This is a genomic window from Burkholderia sp. TSV86, from assembly GCF_001522865.1.
Lineage (GTDB): Bacteria > Pseudomonadota > Gammaproteobacteria > Burkholderiales > Burkholderiaceae > Burkholderia.
Genome location: NZ_LOWB01000116.1, coordinates 1 through 17,859, shown reverse-complemented (window position 1 = coordinate 17,859; position 17,859 = coordinate 1). Strand labels below are relative to the sequence as shown.

Annotated in this window: 13 protein-coding genes; 7 read left to right on the top strand and 6 right to left on the bottom strand. The window is 63.3% G+C overall.

Going from position 1 to position 17,859, the window contains the following annotated elements; translation table 11 throughout:
• Positions 1-2: 2 nt before the first annotated feature.
• The 3 genes from sdhD to WS68_RS21645 all read right to left on the bottom strand — a co-directional run bounded on the left by sdhD (position 3) and on the right by WS68_RS21645 (position 1,809).
• Positions 3-371: a succinate dehydrogenase, hydrophobic membrane anchor protein gene (gene sdhD, locus WS68_RS21655; RefSeq protein ID WP_059572705.1), complete on the bottom strand. Its 369-nt coding sequence runs from the start codon at positions 369-371 to the stop codon at positions 3-5.
• 2 nt (positions 372-373) lie between these two features.
• Positions 374-790 carry a succinate dehydrogenase, cytochrome b556 subunit gene (gene sdhC, locus WS68_RS21650; protein WP_059572704.1) on the bottom strand — a complete coding sequence of 139 codons (417 nt, stop codon included), beginning with the start codon at positions 788-790 and terminating at the stop codon, positions 374-376.
• A gap of 218 nt (positions 791-1,008) precedes the next feature.
• Complete coding sequence (locus WS68_RS21645; protein WP_082710246.1) at positions 1,009-1,809, bottom strand: GntR family transcriptional regulator; 801 nt, start codon at positions 1,807-1,809, stop codon at positions 1,009-1,011.
• Positions 1,810-2,217: 408 nt separating this feature from the next.
• Here WS68_RS21645 and WS68_RS21640 point away from each other — a divergent pair, with 408 nt between their 5' ends.
• The 6 genes from WS68_RS21640 (at position 2,218) to WS68_RS21610 (ending at position 11,042) form a co-directional block, all read left to right on the top strand.
• Positions 2,218-3,201, top strand: coding sequence for a malate dehydrogenase (locus WS68_RS21640; RefSeq protein ID WP_059572702.1), 984 nt, complete (start codon positions 2,218-2,220; stop codon positions 3,199-3,201).
• A 215-nt stretch (positions 3,202-3,416) separates the two neighbouring features.
• Positions 3,417-4,442 carry an HpcH/HpaI aldolase/citrate lyase family protein gene (locus tag WS68_RS21635; protein WP_059572701.1) on the top strand — a complete coding sequence of 342 codons (1,026 nt, stop codon included), beginning with the start codon at positions 3,417-3,419 and terminating at the stop codon, positions 4,440-4,442.
• A 147-nt stretch (positions 4,443-4,589) separates the two neighbouring features.
• Entirely contained in the window at positions 4,590-5,099 is a 510-nt protein-coding gene (locus tag WS68_RS21630) for a hypothetical protein (RefSeq protein WP_059572700.1), read from the top strand.
• 264 nt (positions 5,100-5,363) lie between these two features.
• Positions 5,364-6,815: a bifunctional 2-methylcitrate dehydratase/aconitate hydratase gene (locus WS68_RS21625; protein ID WP_059572699.1), complete on the top strand. Its 1,452-nt coding sequence runs from the start codon at positions 5,364-5,366 to the stop codon at positions 6,813-6,815.
• 47 nt (positions 6,816-6,862) lie between these two features.
• Positions 6,863-9,583 (top strand): aconitate hydratase AcnA, encoded by a 2,721-nt coding sequence (gene acnA / locus WS68_RS21620; protein WP_059572698.1) that lies wholly within the window; start codon positions 6,863-6,865, stop codon positions 9,581-9,583.
• A gap of 583 nt (positions 9,584-10,166) precedes the next feature.
• Positions 10,167-11,042, top strand: coding sequence for a LysR substrate-binding domain-containing protein (locus WS68_RS21610; RefSeq protein ID WP_059572696.1), 876 nt, complete (start codon positions 10,167-10,169; stop codon positions 11,040-11,042).
• 216 nt (positions 11,043-11,258) lie between these two features.
• On the opposite strand, the gene WS68_RS21605 is transcribed toward WS68_RS21610, so the two are convergent.
• Positions 11,259-12,665, bottom strand: coding sequence for an MFS transporter (locus tag WS68_RS21605; protein ID WP_059573067.1), 1,407 nt, complete (start codon positions 12,663-12,665; stop codon positions 11,259-11,261).
• Between the two features lie 790 nt (positions 12,666-13,455).
• On the opposite strand from WS68_RS21605, the gene WS68_RS21600 reads away from it, so the two are divergent.
• Entirely contained in the window at positions 13,456-15,210 is a 1,755-nt protein-coding gene (locus WS68_RS21600) for a S53 family peptidase (protein ID WP_059572695.1), read from the top strand.
• A 203-nt stretch (positions 15,211-15,413) separates the two neighbouring features.
• On the opposite strand, the gene WS68_RS21595 is transcribed toward WS68_RS21600, so the two are convergent.
• Both WS68_RS21595 and WS68_RS21590 read right to left on the bottom strand, forming a co-directional pair.
• Positions 15,414-16,451 carry a lipase secretion chaperone gene (locus tag WS68_RS21595; protein WP_059572694.1) on the bottom strand — a complete coding sequence of 346 codons (1,038 nt, stop codon included), beginning with the start codon at positions 16,449-16,451 and terminating at the stop codon, positions 15,414-15,416.
• Positions 16,452-16,454: 3 nt separating this feature from the next.
• Positions 16,455-17,552, bottom strand: coding sequence for a triacylglycerol lipase (locus tag WS68_RS21590; protein ID WP_059572693.1), 1,098 nt, complete (start codon positions 17,550-17,552; stop codon positions 16,455-16,457).
• Positions 17,553-17,859: the final 307 nt, after the last annotated feature.

Sequence of the window (17,859 nt, the reverse complement as noted above, 5' to 3'; positions counted from 1 at the left end):
CTTTACACTCTCCAGAGAATCTGCGCAGCGTAACCCGCACTCGCGAGCAGCCAGACGATCGTCAACGATTGCAGCGCGATACGCACGCCGACGGGCTTCACGTAGTCCATCCAGATATCGCGCACGCCAACCCATGCGTGATAGAAGAGCGAAAGCAGCGTGACGAAGGTGGCGAGCTTCATCCATTGCGTGGCGAAGATCGATGCCCAGCCTTCATACGAGAAATCGCGCGCGGTAAAGAACCACACGAGCAGGATCACCGTGTAGATCGCCATGATCGTCGCGGTGATGCGTTGCGCGAGCCAGTCGCGCAGACCATAGTGAGCGCCGACGACGAGACGCTTCGAGCCGATACGATTGTGGGCTGCCATTTTTAGAATGCTCCGAACAGTTTGAGCGCGACGGCGATCGTGAGAAGCGTCGACACGGCGAATACGACAACCGACGTGCGCTTGCCGCGCTCCTTGGACACCGCATCGTGATTCATGTCCATCAGCAGATGGCGCACTCCCGCGCAAAAGTGGAACAGGAACGCCCACGACAGCGCGAGAACGATCAGCTTGACGACGATATTGGAGAGAAACGCCTTGAAGACTTCGAAGCTGAGTTCGGAGGTCAGGCTTTGATCGAAGAGATAAAGCAGGAAAGGAAGAAACAGGAACAGCAGCGCACCGCTGACCCGGTGCAGGATCGAAACCTTGGCCGCGAGCGGCAGACGGTACTTCAGCGTGATATCGCCAAATCCGATGTTCCGATACTCCGGCCTCGGCTTTCTAACTGCTTCAGTCATGCTAGACCCCTACGATGTTGTGACACTAACCCGAGATTTTAGCGCCTTTTTATTTCGCGCTGCAGCGAAAGTCAGCGCTGAAGCGTTGCATTTCACAGCGGTAAACAAGGCGCGAAACATGCTTGACGCGTGGGGCGCGCAATCACCTATCGTTTTGCCTTACGCTGATTCAGGCTCAGCCTGAGTTGCCGTCGATCTTCAGTTCAACTGTTCAACTTTCAACTCAAGTCGTTCTGATAGTAATACCCGGTTGTGACATACCATCCGCGCCGCACCTCGACGGGGCGATCGCCATACGTATATGACACGCGCTCGACCGCCAGCAACGGAAAGCCCACCGGCACGCCGCTTGCGTCGGCAACCGCGGGCTCGGCCGCCACCGCGCGGACCTTCTCGGTCGCACGAATCATCCGCGTGCCGAACTCGCTTTCGAACATCGCGTAAAGCGGACCCTTGTAGTCGCTCAGGCGCTCGAACGTCAGCCCGCGAAATATCGCACCCGGCAACCAGATCTCGTCGAGCACCGTCACCGCGCCGTCGAACTCCAGGACGCGCCGCACCTGAACGACCGGATCGGCCGGCTTCAGATCGAGCTGGCGCGCGATCTCGGCCGGTGCCCGCATGCGCCGGCACTCGAGCAGCCGGCTCACGTGCGGATGCTCGACGCCGTCGTCGGCCAAAAGCCGCAGGAAACGGAACTGCGCGCGCTCCTCGCTATGGGTCGCGACGAACGTGCCCTTGCCCTGGCGGCGCACGAGCAAATTGTCGGCCGCCAGTTCGTCGATCGCCTTGCGCACCGTGCCCTGGCTGACCTTGTAGCGCGCCGCGAGCTCGACCTCGCTCGGAATGATCTCGCCCGGCTTCCATTCGCCGGCCTCGAGACTCTGCGTGATCAGCGCCTTTATTTGCTGATAGAGAGGGCTGAAAGTCGGCGAAGGCGCGGCCGGCGCTTCGCCGCCGGGCTGCGAAGCGCCGGCCGCGCCATTCGGATGGGGTGCGCTCGCCTGATTGGAAGTCATGGCGCGCATTTCAACATAAACCCCGCTTTTCCGTCTAGATTTTTCCTGTAAAACATCTGTCTTATATAAGACATAAGATAGGGTTTGACTTTGCCTGCCGTGACTCCTAAACTCCGGGGCGAGCAAGGGTTCGCGGGTTGCCGCACGCATGCCGGCTGCGCGCCGAAATCGGGCCGGCTCACGCTAATCACGGGCTTGCCCGGCGGCCTGCCCGCGAACAGATTTTTGGGATCAGGGGAACGTGCGTTGCCCGTCATTAGCGTGAGCCGGCCCCGGCGCTCCCGTCTGTTTTCAGGCAGCATCGCGCCTGCAACCGCGAATCCTCCCTGCTACAACGCAACGCTTCGCATAACGCGCATAAAATGGCGTTTTTCCTAGCGTTCCACGCTCATCGTCCTGGAGATTTCAATGGCTAAGCCCGCAAAGCGCGTCGCCGTCACCGGCGCCGCAGGTCAAATCGGTTACTCCCTGCTATTTCGCATCGCCAACGGCGATCTGCTCGGCAAGGACCAGCCGGTCATCCTGCAATTGCTCGATCTGCCGCAAGCGCAAGCGGCCGTCAAAGGCGTCGTGATGGAGCTGGAAGACTGCGCGTTCCCGCTGCTCGCGGGCGTCGTGGTGACAGACGACCCGAAGGTCGCATTCAAGGATGCCGATGTCGCGCTGCTGGTCGGCGCCCGTCCGCGCTCGAAAGGCATGGAGCGCAAGGATTTGCTGTCGGCGAACGCCGAAATCTTCACGGTTCAAGGCCGCGCGCTCAATGAAGTCGCGAGCCGCGACGTGAAGGTGCTGGTCGTCGGCAACCCGGCGAACACGAATGCATACATCGCGATGAAGTCGGCGCCGGATCTGCCGAAAAAGAACTTCACCGCGATGCTGCGCCTGGACCACAACCGCGCGCTGTCGCAGCTCGCGGCGAAGTCCGGCAAGCCGGTCGCGTCGATCGAGAAGCTCGCGGTATGGGGCAACCACTCGCCGACGATGTACCCCGACTTCCGCTTCGCGACGGCCGAAGGCGAATCGCTGCTGAAGCTGATCAACGACGACGACTGGAACCGCAACACGTTCATCCCGACCGTCGGCAAACGCGGCGCGGCGATCATCGAGGCGCGCGGGCTGTCGTCGGCGGCGTCGGCGGCGAACGCGGCGATCGACCACGTCCGCGACTGGGTGCTCGGCACAAACGGTAAGTGGGTCACGATGGGCATCCCGTCGGACGGCTCGTACGGCATTCCCGAAGACATCATCTACGGCGTGCCCGTCACCACGGAAAACGGCGAATACAAGCGTGTCGAGGGCCTGGAGATCGATGCGTTCTCGCGCGAGAAGATGGACGCGACGCTCGCCGAGCTGCTCGAAGAGCGCGATGGCGTCGCTCACCTGCTGAAGTAAAGCACGTGCGACGCACCGGGCCTGCCGCGCCGAAGTCTTGCGGGGCGGCCCGGCAACCGGCCGGCCGGGCATCTCGCCCGGTTGGGTCCGGTGATCGCGAGCCCCGCGATCCGATCCGCACGGCTTCTGCGCTCAACGCCGCCCCGCGCCGGTAGAGCCCGTTCGAATCGGATTTTCCCAGTTGGCCCAGATCCTGACGACCTGACGCAGAAAAGATGTCCGCGCTTACCCCCGCAGAAGTGCTGTACGAAGGCGTTACCCCTCCGGCGATCCTGCCTTGCTGCGATCACTATGCAGGCAGCGAAAAGCTGATGCTGAAGTCGCTTGCGCTGCAAGCGGAACTCGGGCCGGTATTCGACGTCACGCTCGATTGCGAGGACGGCGCGCGCGTGGGGCACGAGGCCGAGCATGCGGAACTCGTCGCGGCACTCGTCGGCGGCGAGGCGAACCGCTTCGGACGCGTCGGCGCGCGCATCCACGATATTTCCCATCCGCACTGGCGCGACGACGTGCGCATCATCCTGCGCGCGGCGCGTCCGCCTGCGTACCTGACGCTGCCGAAGGTCGGCAGCGCGGCCGACGCGGCCGAAATGTGCGCGTTCATCGAGGCGTCGCGCCGCGAACTCGGGATTGCGCAGCCGATTCCCGTCGACGTGCTGATCGAAACCCACGGCGCGCTCGCCGATGCGGCAAAGATCGCCGCGCTGCCGAGCGTCGCGACGCTGAGCTTCGGCCTGATGGACTTCGTTTCTGCTCACCACGGCGCGATTGCCGACGCGGCGATGCGCACGCCCGGCCAGTTCGATCATCCGCTCGTGCGCCGCGCGAAGCTGGAAATCGCCGCCGCATGCCATGCGCATGGCAAAACGCCGTCGCATAACGTGACAACCGAGGTCCGCGACATGCAGGTGGTCGCCAGAGATGCGCAGCGCGCGCGCGACGAATTCGGCTACACGCGGATGTGGAGCATCCATCCCGCGCAGATCCGCGAGATCGTCGCTGCCTTCGCGCCGCGCGCCGGCGAAATCGCGCGCGCAAGCGAGATCCTGCTCGCCGCGCAGTCGGCCGGCTGGGGGCCGACGCGCCATGATGATGCGCTGCACGATCGCGCGAGCTACCGCTACTACTGGTCGGTGCTGCGCCGCGCGCAAGCCACCGGCCAGCCGCTGCCGGCGGATGCCGCGCAGCTCTTTCGCGGCGCGGACGAACCGGCGCCAACGATGGGAAACGTCAAAATATGAACCGTGCAGGATCGCGCAAAAGCTGATTTTGCACGGCTAAATAGGTGAAAATAGCGGCCGCTGTACGTTCCGGGGCGCGTGCAGTTCAACCCGGTGGACGTGCGTGTGTCCGCCGTTGCTAACTGATTAACATAAGGCTTTGATTCCATGAAGAAACTGCTGATCGCCACTGTCATTGGCGCGCTATCCGCCTCGATGCTGGCCGCGGCGCCTAGCGCAGTCGCGCAAACTTCATCGTCCACCGCCAAGAAGGCCACGCCGAAGCGCCCCGCGCCGAAGCGGCGTCTGATTCCGCGCAGCAAGAAGGCGCAAGCGGCCGCGGCAGCCAAGGTGGATCCGGTGCCGGAAGGGTCGGTCAAGTGGTCGTGCAAGGAAGGCCTGTCGTATGAACTCGCCGGCGACATGAAACGCGACCAGATCGTCACGGTTCACTGGGCGAGCAAGAACTACAAGCTGCCCCGCCAGCAAACGACGACGGGCGCAGACGTGTTCTACGATCCGGCAAGCGGCATGAAGCTCGTCGTGATCCCGACCAAGGGGATGCTGTTCAGTGACAAGGACGACAGCCGCCTCGCCGACGAATGCAAGACGGCCGAAATGGCTGCGGCCGGCACGGCCGCGCCGACCCAGTCGAACGAACTGAAGACCGGCAACTGAGGTCGCGCTCGGCAGTCGAGCTATCTTGCATGGGACCGGAATAAGCGCGAAAACGCCGACTCCGGCCGACCGCCGCAGGACGGGACTAGGCGCTGAAGCGCCAATTCCCGTCAACCGCGGCATGGGACCGGAGTAGGCGCTGAAATGTCGACTCCGGCCGACCGCCGCAGGACGGGACTAGGCGCTGAAGCGCCAATTCCCGTCAACTGCGGCATGGGACCGGAGTAGGCGCTGAAGCGCCAACTCCGGCCGACAGGAGCCTAGATGTCCGCCCCGATTCCGAACGTCCGGCCCGCGCCGGATCCAGTGCTGGTCGATATCGCCGACTATGTGCTGAACCATCGCATCGACAGTGCGCGCGCGCTCGATACCGCGCGCCACTGCCTGATCGATACGCTCGGTTGTGGGCTCGAAGCACTCTCGTATCCGGCTTGCACGAAACTGCTCGGGCCGATCGTGCCGGGCACCATCGTGCCGAACGGCGCGAAAGTGCCCGGCACGTCGCTTCAGCTCGATCCGGTGCAGGCCGCATTCAACATCGGCACGGCAATCCGCTGGCTCGACTTCAACGACACCTGGCTCGCCGCCGAATGGGGCCATCCGTCCGACAATCTCGGCGGCATCCTCGCCACGGCCGATTGGCTGTCGCGCACCGCAATCTCGGCGGGCAAGCGGCCGCTCGCGATGAAAGACGTGCTCGTCGCGATGATCCAAGCACACGAGATCCAGGGCTGTATCGCGCTCGAAAATTCGTTCAACCAAGTCGGCCTCGATCACGTATTGCTCGTGAAGGTTGCATCGACAGCAACCGTCGGCCGCCTGCTCGGCCTGAGCCGCGATGAATTGATCAATGCGCTGTCGCTTGCGTTCGTCGATGGCCATCCGCTGCGCACATACCGCCAAGCGCCGAACACGGGCTCGCGCAAGTCATGGGCGGCCGGCGACGCGACGTCGCGCGGGGTGCGTCTCGCGCTGATCGCGAAAACCGGCGAGATGGGCTATCCGTCCGCGCTGAGCGCGCCGACCTGGGGCTTCTACGACGTGCTGTTCGGCGGCAAGCCGTTCACGTTCCAGCGCTCATACGGCACCTATGTGATGGAAAACGTGCTGTTCAAAATTTCCTACCCGGCCGAGTTCCATGCGCAAACGGCCGTCGAGGCAGCGATCGCGCTGCACGCGCAATTGGCCGCCGCTGGCCGCACGGCGGACGAAATCCGCCGCGTGACGGTGCGCACGCATGCGGCCGCGATGCGGATCATCGACAAGCAAGGCCCGCTCGCGAACCCGGCCGACCGCGACCACTGCATCCAGTACATGATCGCCGTGCCACTCCTCCACGGCCGCCTGACGGCCGCCGACTACGAGGACGGCGTCGCCGCCGATCCACGCATCGACGCGTTGCGTGCGAAGATCGCATGCGTCGAGGACCCGCAGTTCACGAAGGATTACCACGATCCGGACAAGCGTTCGATCGCCAATGCGCTGACGATTGAATTCGACGACGGATCGAGGCTCACCGAGGTGGCGGTCGACTATCCGATCGGCCATATGCGGCGCCGCGCCGAAGGCATTGCGCTCTTGATCGACAAGTTCAAGACGAATCTCGCGCGCCGCTTCCCGGCCAAGCAGCAACAAGCGATTCTCGACGTGTCGCTGGATCAGGCAAAGCTCGAGGCGATGCCGGTCAATGAATACGTCGATCTGTATGTGATCTAGCCGTCAAATACAGAATTCTTTCCTAGCCTCAAACCCAGGAAGACACCATGGCCCACAATCTCCACAAGACTCTCAAGGAATTCGACACCGGTTCCGGCAAAGAAGGCAAATTCTATTCGCTACCGAAGCTCGGCCGCGAACTGAAGACGAAGATCGAGCGGCTGCCCGTCTCGATCCGGATCGTGCTCGAATCCGTGCTGCGCAACTACGACGGCAAGAAGATCACCGAAGAGCATATCGAGCAGCTCGCTAACTGGAAGCCGAATGCGAAGCGCGTCGACGAAATTCCGTTCGTCGTCTCGCGCGTCGTGCTGCAGGACTTCACCGGCGTACCGCTGCTCGCCGACATCGCCGCGATGCGCGGCGTCGCGAAGCGCGCGGGCAAGAATCCGAAGAAGATCGAACCGCTCGTGCCGGTCGATCTCGTCGTCGACCACTCCGTGCAGATCGACTACTTCCGCCAGAAAGACGCGCTCGATCTGAACATGAAGCTGGAGTTCCAGCGCAACAACGAGCGCTACCAGTTCATGAAGTGGGGCATGCAGGCATTCGACACGTTCAAGGTCGTGCCGCCAGGCGTTGGCATCGTCCACCAGGTGAACCTCGAATACCTGGCGCGCGGCGTTCATAAGAAGAAGGACGGCGACGATACGGTCTACTACCCCGACACCCTCGTCGGCACCGACAGCCACACGACGATGATCAACGGCATCGGCGTGGTCGGCTGGGGCGTGGGCGGCATCGAGGCCGAAGCGGGCATGCTCGGCCAGCCGGTGTACTTCCTGACGCCGGACGTGGTCGGCGTGGAGCTGAAGGGCAAGCTGCGCGAAGGCGTGACGGCCACCGACCTGGTGTTGACGATCACCGAAATGCTGCGCAAGGAAAAGGTCGTCGGCAAGTTCGTCGAATTCTTCGGCGAGGGCACCGCGTCGCTCGCGCTGCCGGACCGCGCGACGATCGCCAACATGGCGCCCGAATACGGCGCGACGATGGGCTTCTTCCCGGTTGACGAGAAGACCATCGACTACTTCAAGGGCACGGGCCGCACCAAGGCGGAAATCGCCGCGTTCGAAAACTACTTCAAAGCGCAAGATCTGTTCGGCATTCCGAAGGCAGGCGACATCGACTATACGAAGGTGCTGACGCTCGATCTGGCCACTGTCGCGCCGTCGCTCGCAGGCCCGAAGCGCCCGCAGGACCGCATCGAAATTGGCAACGTGAAATCGACGTTCACCGAGCTGTTCTCGAAGCCGGTCGCGGAAAACGGCTTCGCGAAGAAGGCCGCCGACCTGACGGCCGACTACAAGACGTCGAACGGCGTCAACGTCAAGAACGGCGACGTGCTGATCGCCGCGATCACGTCGTGCACGAACACGTCGAACCCGAGCGTGCTGCTCGCCGCCGGCCTGCTCGCGAAGAAGGCCGTCGAAGCGGGCCTCACCGTCGCGCCGCACATCAAGACGTCGCTCGCGCCGGGATCGCGGATCGTCACTGAATACCTGACGAAGACGGGCCTGCTGCCGTACCTCGCGAAGCTCGGCTTCGAAGTGGCCGCCTACGGCTGCACGACCTGCATCGGCAACGCGGGCGACCTCACGCCGGAGCTGAACGAAGCGATCACGAAGAACGATATCGTCGCGGCGGCCGTGCTGTCGGGCAACCGTAACTTCGAGGCGCGCATTCACCCGAACATCCGTGCGAACTTCCTCGCTTCGCCGCCGCTCGTCGTCGCATATGCGATCGCCGGCAACATCACGAAGGATCTGATGACCGAGCCGGTCGGCCAGGGCAAGGGCGGCAAGGATATCTACCTCGGCGACATCTGGCCGTCGAGCGACGAAGTCCATGCGCTGCTCAAGTACGCGCTCGATCCGAAAAAGTTCGAGGAAAACTACGCGCAGCTCACGAAGAAGGGCGACCTCTGGAGCAAGATCGAAGGCGAAACCGGCCAGGTGTACGACTGGCCGAAGTCGACCTACATCGCGGAGCCGCCGTTCTTCGGCAAGGACTTCTCGATGGAGCCGGCCGCATCGATCGCTGCCGTCAAGGGCGCGCGCGCGCTCGGCATCTTCGGTGATTCGGTGACGACCGACCACATCAGCCCGGCAGGCTCGATCAAGGAAGACTCCCCGGCCGGCAAATGGCTGAAGGAGAACGGCGTGCAGAAGGCCGACTTCAACAGCTACGGCTCACGCCGCGGCAACCATGACGTGATGATGCGCGGCACGTTCGCAAACGTCCGGATCAAGAACCTGATGATCCCGGCGAAGGCAGACGGCACGCGCGTCGAAGGCGGTCTGACGATCCACCAGCCGAGCGGCGAGCAACTGTCGATCTACGACGCCGCGATGAAGTACATCGATGCCGGCACGCCGACCGTCGTATTCGCAGGCGAGGAATACGGCACGGGCTCGTCGCGCGACTGGGCGGCAAAAGGCACGCAATTGCTCGGCGTGAAGGCGGTGATCGCGCGCAGCTTCGAGCGGATCCACCGCTCGAACCTCGTCGGCATGGGCGTACTGCCGCTGCAATTCAAGGGCTCGGACAGCGTGCAATCGCTCGGCATCACCGGCGATGAAACTTACGACATCGAGGGCCTCGGCGACAACTTCAAGCCGCAGCAGGACGTCACGCTCGTGATCCATCGCAAGAACGGCGAAACGAAACGCGTGCCGGTGCTGCTGCGCATCGATACGCCGATCGAAGTCGACTACTACAAGCACGGCGGGATCCTGCCGTTCGTGCTGCGCTCGCTGCTGGCCGCATAAGCCAAGCTGCTTGCATGGCAAGGCCGCAGCCCGCAGCGACGCGGGCGCGCGGCCGATCATCAAAAGCCCGGCCTCGGCCGGGCTTTGGTTTTTCCGGCGCTTTCCGCGCATTCCCGCGCCCGGTTGCAGGCTGGCGGTTACGCCGATTCGTACTTCTGGCCGAACCGCGACGATGCGCGATGCGCGGGCGTAACCAAGCACGCCAGCACATCGTGCATGCCGTCACACAGCCCGGCATTGGCCGCGTTCAGCGCGGCCAATGCCTGCGCGAAACGACGGCAAAGCTGATGGCGATCGCCCCAGTCGCCGTGCGCGGCGGCATGTCGGGTATCGCATCGCCAAAGCGTCGGCGGCCACGCCGGTGCGACGAGCCGGCATCAAATGCCGAAGGCGTTTGTGGTGCGTCGCAGCAGGCCGGAGCTTCGGGCGAATCGGCGCATACCTGCATCGCGCGGGGCAGGCAACCGGTCGAGCTTCGAATAGACATGGCGGAAGATGGTTTCAAGAAGAGCGTCTGCGTATTGAACGCGTTACGAATCGATCAGTAAAATGAATGTTTTGATCGATATAATCGCCTTTTGGAATGGAATTGAAACTGCTGAGAGCCTTCCTGACGGTGGCCGAACTGCGCCATTTCAGCCGCGCGGCCGATGCGCTGCACATCAGCCAGCCCGCGCTCAGCAAGCAGATCGGCATGCTGGAGGCGAGCGTCGGCGGTAAGCTGTTCGAGCGCGGGCGGCACGGCGCGGTGCTCACTTCGTTCGGCGAAACGTTTCTGCCCGATGCGCAAATGCTCGTGCGCGACGCAGACGAGATTCTGTCGCGCGCGCGGGAATCGAGCAGCGGCCGGCGCGGCCATTTGCGCATTGGCATCTGTATGTCCGTCCTGACGATCGTGCCACGGCTCATCGCCGATTTCCGCGCCAGGCATCCGGGCGTCGCAATCACACTAAGCGACCTTTCCTCCGCCGAGCAAACGCGCCGCCTACTCGCGGGCAAGCTGGACGCCGGCTTCATGCGTCTGCCGCCCGCGGACGGACTGTCATCGTTCAAGGTCATTGACGAGGGGCTGGCACTGGCGCTGCCGTCGCACCTTCGCCATACACGGGTGCCGGCCGGCCTTGGCGTGCTCAATGAAATCGGCTTCATCGCTTTGCAGCGTGCGCGCGGGCCCGGACTCGCCGCGCAGATCGACCGGTGGTGCGTCGAGCACCGGTTCGTACCGAATGTCACGCAGCACGCCGAAGACGTTCAGTCAGTGCTCGCGTCGGTCGCCGCCGGCGTTGGCGCCGCATTCGTTCCTTCGAGCGCGCGGCATCTGCTGCGCGACGCGACGATCTTGCAGCTTCCCGGCAAGAACGCGAGGTGGCGCGTGGGGCTGGCTTGGCCCGCCACGCGGGACGATGCCGTGACGAAGCATTTCGTCGTGTTCATGCGTGCCGCGCTGAAAAATGCTTGATCGATATTGCGGTTTCAGTCTGCCGGACGCCTGATGTTTCAGCCGCTGATGCGGCTAAATCGAGTCGCGCGTCCGCGCATGCGGCCGCCGTTGCGCAGCCTGCCCACGATAGCGTTTGACCAGCGTGCGCCTGAGCTGTTCGCACCGCGTTCACGCACGCCGCTCGGTGCGGAAAACGCCCAGGCCGCCGCGCTGCGCCCGGCTTAAGCATCGCCCCTACTCCCGCTTCGCCTCTGGCGCGACGCCCGCGCCTGCGCGATGCGACGGCACCAGCAGCCGCAGCCCGCTCGCCAAGCTCGCCGCGCCTGCGAAAAATGCACCCAGCGTCAGCGCAAGCGTCGGCCCATGCGAGCCCGCGACGCCAAAGCACAAAGCGACGAGCGCCGCGCCGGTGGCCTGTCCGATCAAACGCGCGGTCGCGATAATGCCGCTCGCGCCACCGCTGCGCTCAGGCGGCGCGCTTGCCATCAGCGCTTTCAGATTCGGCGATTGGAAAAAACCGAAACCCGCGCCGCACAACATCATCCGCCAGCCGATATCGACCACATGCGGATAAGGCGGCAACGCCGCAAGCCACACCATTCCCGCACTCAACAACGCCAACCCGAACGCGCCGAGCAACCCCGGCGGATAGCGGTCGGACAACCGGCCGGCAACCGGCGCGGCCAGCGCGACGACGGCCGACCATGGCGTCATCAGAAACCCCGTCTCGACAGGGCTTCGGTGCAGCACACTCTCGAAGTAAAACGGTAGCGAGACGAACGCGAGCCCTTGTGCGGCAAACGCGCACACAGCAGTCACCGCCGACAGCGCGAACACCGGCCGGCGGAACAGATCGACGGGCAGCATCGGCGCGGCCCGCCCCGCCTCGCGCCGAATCAGCAGCGTGCCGAAACCGAGCGCGACGGCCGCCGCAATCAGCACGGCATGCGCGGAACCGCGCTGGGCCGCCTCGCCGAGCGCGAAGATCAAGGCCGCAAACGTCACGACATTGAAGCCCGCGGCCAGCGGATCAAAACCCCGCGCACTGCGCTGCGTCCGCGGCAATGACGGAATCGCCACCGCGAGCGCAAGCACGCCGAGCGGCACATTCACCGCGAACAACCACGGCCACGCGGCTACCGACAGAATCAGCGACGCCACCGTCGGCCCGACCGCGAACGACACGCCGACGATCAGCGCATTCAGCCCAACACCGCGTCCGAGCCGATGCGGCGGGTACAGATAGCGAATCAACGCGGTATTGACGCTCATGATCGCACTCGCGCCGAGCCCCTGCACGATCCGCGCGACGATCAGCATCGGCAACGTCGACACGAGCGAGCAAGCGAGCGATGCGAGCGTGAACACGAACAGCCCGCCGACATAGACACGCTTATGACCGACGATATCGCCGAGCGCGGCGAACGGCAGCAGCGTCGCAACCATCGCAAGCTGATACGCATTGATGATCCAGACCGACGCGGCAGGCGCGGTATGCAGATCGGAGGCGATCGCGGGCAGCGCGGTATTGGCGATCGCGGTATCGAGCGTGGCGAGCGCGACGGCAAGCATGATCGCGGCCATTGCACGCCAATTGAACACCGGCTGCACGGCACCGGCGGCAAAAGCGGTTTCGGACAAGATTGAACTCGGCAGACAGGCGACGCGCCGCTGCATCGCAAATCGAGCGGCAACACGGCATTGAATCGTGCCGCGCCCTACATTGTTGCAGAGGCGTCCGGATTCTGCAGACGAACATCCGAACCGATTGGAAAACCGAAAGCTTGATAAGCGTCGGGTAGCCGTGCACAAACGGGCAATCGGCCCGCCGCCTGCTCGGCGCGAATCCGCCGATGGCAGCGTGCCTGCCGCTCACGCTGACAAAAACAAGGGAAAACCCTATAATAGCGGCCGCGCGAATCCCATCCGATGTTGGGCGAACGCTATCGAGCTCCCCCGCAGCTCATGCTGGCCGGGCGATTCCGCCATCCCTCCATCATGAAACGAATCGGCATATTTTTCGTCGCAAGTTGGACAGCCGCCACGATACTTTATCTCGGGCGGCACTCGGTGCCGATGATCGCGCTAAGCGGCGTAGTCGCGCTTGCGGGCTTAGACCTGCTTCGCCCATGAAGCCTGACAGCTTCGGCACGCAGGCCGCCCACGCGGGCGCTTGCGGCGATATGTCGAAAAGAAAGCTGTCGCATTCGCGCGTCACTTTCTTTCATTAGCCATCCCGATCATTTTCATCTTCCCTTCCTTTTCCTTCCTTCTTCGTTCACGCACCAGATAGTGAACAGGCTCCCCATTTTTCCTCTGTTGAAACTAGCAGTTATCTGAAACAAGGCGCTCGCATACGCTTGGCGCGCTCACGTCCCCACAAGGGCCGTCGGGCCCAATAACGTCGCACTTTCTCAAAAGGACACACCCGATGAAAAAGAACGCCTGTTTCGCCCTCCCCTTTTCGTCGTCGTGCAAGCGCCTTGCGTGTGGTTGGCCGCTCGCGCTGATCGCCGGCGTCGCATACGGCGCAACGGATTGGGTCGACACGCACACACATGCATTCCTGAACCACGCGCAGACCGAAGCGCTCGCGCGCAGCGCAAACCCCGCATCGCTCGAGTTCGTCCCCGGCGAAGCCGTGCGCATCATGGTCAGTCTGAAGCTGCGCCATGCCGAGCAATTGAAAACGATCGCACGCAACGTCAACAATCCGCATAGTTCGCAGTACCGGCAATTCATCACGAGCCGGCAATTCCTGGCGGATTACGCGCCGACCGACGCGCAGGTCGAGCAAGCCGTCGATTATCTGCGCAAGAACGGCTTCGTCGATATCGCCATCGCGCCTAACCGGCTGCTCGTCTCCGCACGCGGTACGGCCGGTGCGGTCAAGCGCGCGTTCAATACGCCGCTTGTCCACTATCAATTCGCTGGCCGATCCGGCTACGCGAATACGGCCGCCGCCCAGGTGCCAAGCGCGCTCGGCAGTATCGTCGATGCCGTGCTCGGGCTGCAAAACGTCGCACGCGCGCGGCCGCTGCTGAAAATCGGCACGATCGCGAAGCCGCAAGCGGCCGCAGCCGGCACCGCGACCGGCCACTACCCGTCCGAATTCCCCGCGCTATACGACGCATCGGACGTGCCGACGGCAGCGAACGCGACAGTCGGCATCGTGACGATCGGCGGCGTTTCGCAAGCGATTCAGGATCTGCGGCAGTTCGCAAGCGCGAACGGCTACCCGGCGGTCAACACGCAGACTGTACAGACAAACGGCGCCGGCACGAGCGGCAGCTACAGCGATGATCAGGAAGGCCAGGGCGAATGGAATCTCGACAGCCAATCGATCGTCGGCGCGGCGGGCGGCCGGGTCGGTCAACTGGTGTTCTACATGGCCGACCTCAACGCGCCCGGCAATACCGGGCTCACGCAGGCATTCAATCGGGTGGTATCGGACAACGTCGCGAAGATCATCAACGTCTCGCTCGGCTGGTGCGAAAGCGATGCAAATGCGGACGGCTCGCTCAGCGCCGAGGAACAGATCTTCACGCAAGCAGCCGCACAAGGACAAACGTTCTCGGTATCGTCGGGCGACGAAGGCGTTTATGAATGCAACAACCGCGGCTATCCGGACGGCGCGAATTACTCGGTATCGTGGCCCGCTTCATCGCCGCACGTGCTCGCGATCGGCGGCACGACGCTCTACACGACGTCATCCGGTGCGTTCTCGAGCGAGACGGTGTGGAACGAGGGGCTCGATAGCGCCGGCAAGCTATGGGCGACGGGCGGCGGCGTCAGCTCGATCCTGCCGAACCCGTCGTGGCAAACAGGCAGCAACCGTCAGTTGCCCGACGTCTCGTTCGACGCTGCGCAAAGCACCGGCACATACATCTACAACTATGGGCAGATTCAGCAGATCGGCGGCACGAGCCTCGCCGCCCCGCTTTTCTCCGGCTTCTGGGCTCGCCTGCTGTCCGCGAACGGCGCGGACCTCGGCTTTCCCGCAGCGAACCTGTACAACTCGATTCCGTCGAATCCGTCACTCGTGCGGTATGACGTCGTGTCCGGCAACAACGGCTACGACGGCTATGGCTACAACGCCGGCCGGGGTTGGGATTACGCGACCGGCTGGGGCAGTCTCGATATCGCGAATCTGAATCGACTGATTCAGTCAGGCGGTTTCAGATAGGCGCCGGTCACGAGCGGCGCTTCATGCGCCGCCTGCGATGAGGCGCCGATACGCCATAAAGATCAATCCTCTTAAAGCAGATCAAAATTTAGCCGTGCGGAGCATCATGCCAATACCTGCTTCCTTCATCTGCAATGCACGACCTCACGGAACCCGTTCGGCGCACGGCGGCTCGCTCGAGCCGCTGCCCACCCAATTTCCCGCTATCGCGCGCTCGACGACGCGCCGCCACGATCAAACGATGCAGCGCGCATCGCTTCGCCCGGTTCCGTGAAATAGCGTTGCCGCAATTGGGCGATCTGTGCGTCGCGATCCTGTGGCGACAAATTCTGCGCCTCGATCTGCGCACGCTGCGCCGCATACTCGTTGTACTTCGCACGCCACGCGTTATCCGCCTGCTGCATCTTGGCGACCCGCTCGGCGGCCTCCGGCCCGAGCGTCTGCGTAAGCTGCGCGCGCATCTCGTCGGGTGTCGCGTTCGATTTCTGCAATTTGTCGATTTGCGCGATCGCGTTGTTTTGCTGCTTCTGACGCTCCAGTTCGGCGCGTTGATCGGCCGGCAACTGCTGCTCGAGCGCAGCAAGGCGCGCTGCCTTCTGATCCTCGTTCAACGACCGGTCGCGAACGATCTTCAAGCGAGCGAGATCGTAGCGCTGCCGCTCCTGCTCCACACCGAAGAATGGCGCGTTCCAGTCGCCGAGCGTGCGGCTCGCGATCGTCGCGCGCTGATCGAGCGCGAGTTGCAGTGCAGCGAGATCGTCCTTGTTGTCGACCGAGCCACCGCCCGGCAGCTTCGCGAGTTCGGCGAGATATGCGCGATAGCGCTTCCAGACGTCGAGCGCTTCGCCTTGCGCAACCGTGCCGTCAAGCTGCGCGGCGATCTCGCGGACGACGAGCGCATCGAGCGCCGCAGCGCTCACCTGGTTTTGCGCGATCAAAAAATAGTCGAAGAAGTCACGCACGGCCACCGCCTTCGAGAGATGGCCCCGCGCATCGAGCGGCAGACGCGGCGGGGTCGAACCGGCCAGCGCAGGCGGCAAGCCGCCTGCGCCGGAACCCGCATCGGCGCTCGCCGCCACGACGCTCGCCGATGCGGCCAATGCGGCGGATGCAGCGCTCGGCGCGCCGGCATCGCCGGCCTTCCGGGAACCAACTCCGTACCAGACTGCACCGACCGCGACGGCGGCGGCCACCCCGTAAAGCGCGACGCGCCGCGCGACGCCGCTCTGACTACCTGTCATCGATTACACGCCTTGAGTTTTCAGCCGGTTCGCATGGGCACGGATCGCCGCCACCGGATCTTCGGCAAACGCGCCACGCACACCGAGCAATTGGTTGATTTCGTCTATGTGATTCCAATGATAGCTCGTGCTGAGCACCTGACCATACAGCGCGCTGCAACGCGACACCAGCCCGTCATTGGCGCCTGAAGCGCGATTGATCATCACCGTGCCAGTGGAGAACAACGAGAGCGTCGAAAGGTCAAGCACGTTAGCCGGGTCGACGACCGGAATCGTGCTCGTGTCGGACGCGCCGGTCACGCCCAGCAGCGATATCGTCGGCTGAATCGCCGTTCCCGTCCACGAATAGAGCAGATGTTTGTTGCCATTGACCGTCTCCGTCGCCGCGCCCGTCTTACATGCGGCCATCGACGCACCAAGGCCAGCGCTCGGATAGTTTTGATTGAAAACCGCAGCCTGCGACGTCTCGAGCGTCTTCAGCGCAGCAAGCGCATCCTGATTCGTGTTGAGATTGCTGCTCGTCAGCGTTCCGAACACATTGGCAAACGCGGCAATCGCGCCCTGCAGCAAGCCGGTGGGATCGACGCTCGTTACTTGCTGCACGAAGTCCGCGAAATGCGAGCCCCAGTGCGGCGTGCCGATCGTCGTCACCGAGGCGACGAGCTCCGGCGCAACCGCCGCGACATAACGCGACGTCAAACCGCCTTGGCTATGGCCGATCAGATTCACTTTCGTTGCGCCCGTGGCCGCCATCACCTGCTTCACATATGCAAGCAATTGTTCGCCGCGGCCGTCCGCGCCGTCGTCGCTCTGGAAGCCGGACAGATTCGCAACGTAGACCTTCGCGCCGTGCGCCTGCAGGTCTTGCTGAATCCCATACCAATACTCGAGAACGTTTGCGTACTTATCAGTGCCAGTCAGGCCATGCACCAGAATGATCGGGTATTGGGTAGCCGCGTAATTGTCGACCGCGGTTGTCGCAGCGGATGCCGATTGTGCCCCCGCGAGCGACAAGAACGTGCCGACGCTTGCCGCAGGCGCGGCGCTCATTGCGAATGCGGCGGCTGCCGCCATTACTTTGGATCGAATCGGCTTGGCCATAACTGTCTCCGGATTGTGGATTATTGGTCAATAATATTGAGAAGCAACGAGCCAAGTCAGTTGGCTCGCACACATTTCTCGGGGCCGCATCGCAGCTCGCGTACCTACGTAAACATGCAGCTGACGGCCCGAACATAGACACATCTATGTTCGGGCATACATTTAACATGAGAACATAGGTATGTCTATGTATTGAAGCATGCCTAACTAAATTTGACCAACCGGGGATGGGGGATGCGGCTATTTTCTTGGACTGGTTTACGCCGTTAGCCCCAGGCTTTCACGGTACTCGATGGGGCTGAGATAG